Here is an 897-nt window from a genome sequence, read left to right on the forward strand (position 1 = left end):
GTCGAGGTCGACAGCGACGACACCGTGCTGTCCGTCGTCGACAAGCCCGTCGACAGCGAACTGACCGACGTCGAAGTCGACGTCGACAGCGTGTCGATGGCCTGGTTCGTCGCGAACAGTTGCGAACCGTTGACGGCATCCGTACTCGTCGCGCTCAGTTGGCCGGCCGCCACGTTGGTGATCTGACGCTCAGCACCCGCCGCACCGACACTCACCACGCTTGCCGGGCTCGTACCCGCGAACGAGTACGTCGTGCCGCCGATCGTCGCGCTCGTCGTCGGACTGGCCGCCGCCGTCACCGAGCCCGAGCCCAGCGCGACACTGCCGGCGTTCGCCGCGGTCGCGCCGCTGCCCAGTGCGAGCGTATTCGCTGCCGATGCAACCGCGCCGGTACCGAACGCCCCGCTTGCCGATCCGGACGCCGTCGCGATGTAGCCGACGGCCGTCGCATCGGTTCCGAGTGCCGAAGCCCCGCTACCGAGTGCCGTGCCGGGGTCGCCTGCCATCGCGCCTGCGCCGATAGCCACACCACCCGCACCGCCGCTCGGCCCATTGGCCACGACCGTCGCATTGGTGCCGATCGCGATACTGTCGGTACCGGTGCCCGGCGTCGTCGCCCCGTAACCTGCGGCGATGCTGCCAGCACCGGCCGCGGTCGAGTTCGAACCCAGCGCCAGCGCATTGGCGCCCGCGGCGTTCGTGTTGTTGCCCACTGCCGTTGCGCTGGTACCCGCCGCAGTCGCGCCGACACCTGCCGCCAGCGCGTTCACGCCGGTCGCGCCATCGTTGTTGTAGTTCGCCTGCTGCGTGCCGTTGTCGTTCACGCTGTAGTAGTGCGTCTTGCTGCTCGACAGCGCCGTGCTCAGCGACGATACGGAGCTGGTCGTCGTCGACAGA

At 69.2% G+C, this 897-nt stretch carries 1 pseudogene; it reads right to left on the reverse strand.

Features of this window, described 5'->3' with window-relative positions:
- Positions 1-897, reverse strand: a pseudogene (locus U4012_RS35565) (hypothetical protein); the annotation flags it as partial.

This window comes from Burkholderia sp. BCC1988 (assembly GCF_905339895.1).
Lineage (GTDB): Bacteria > Pseudomonadota > Gammaproteobacteria > Burkholderiales > Burkholderiaceae > Burkholderia.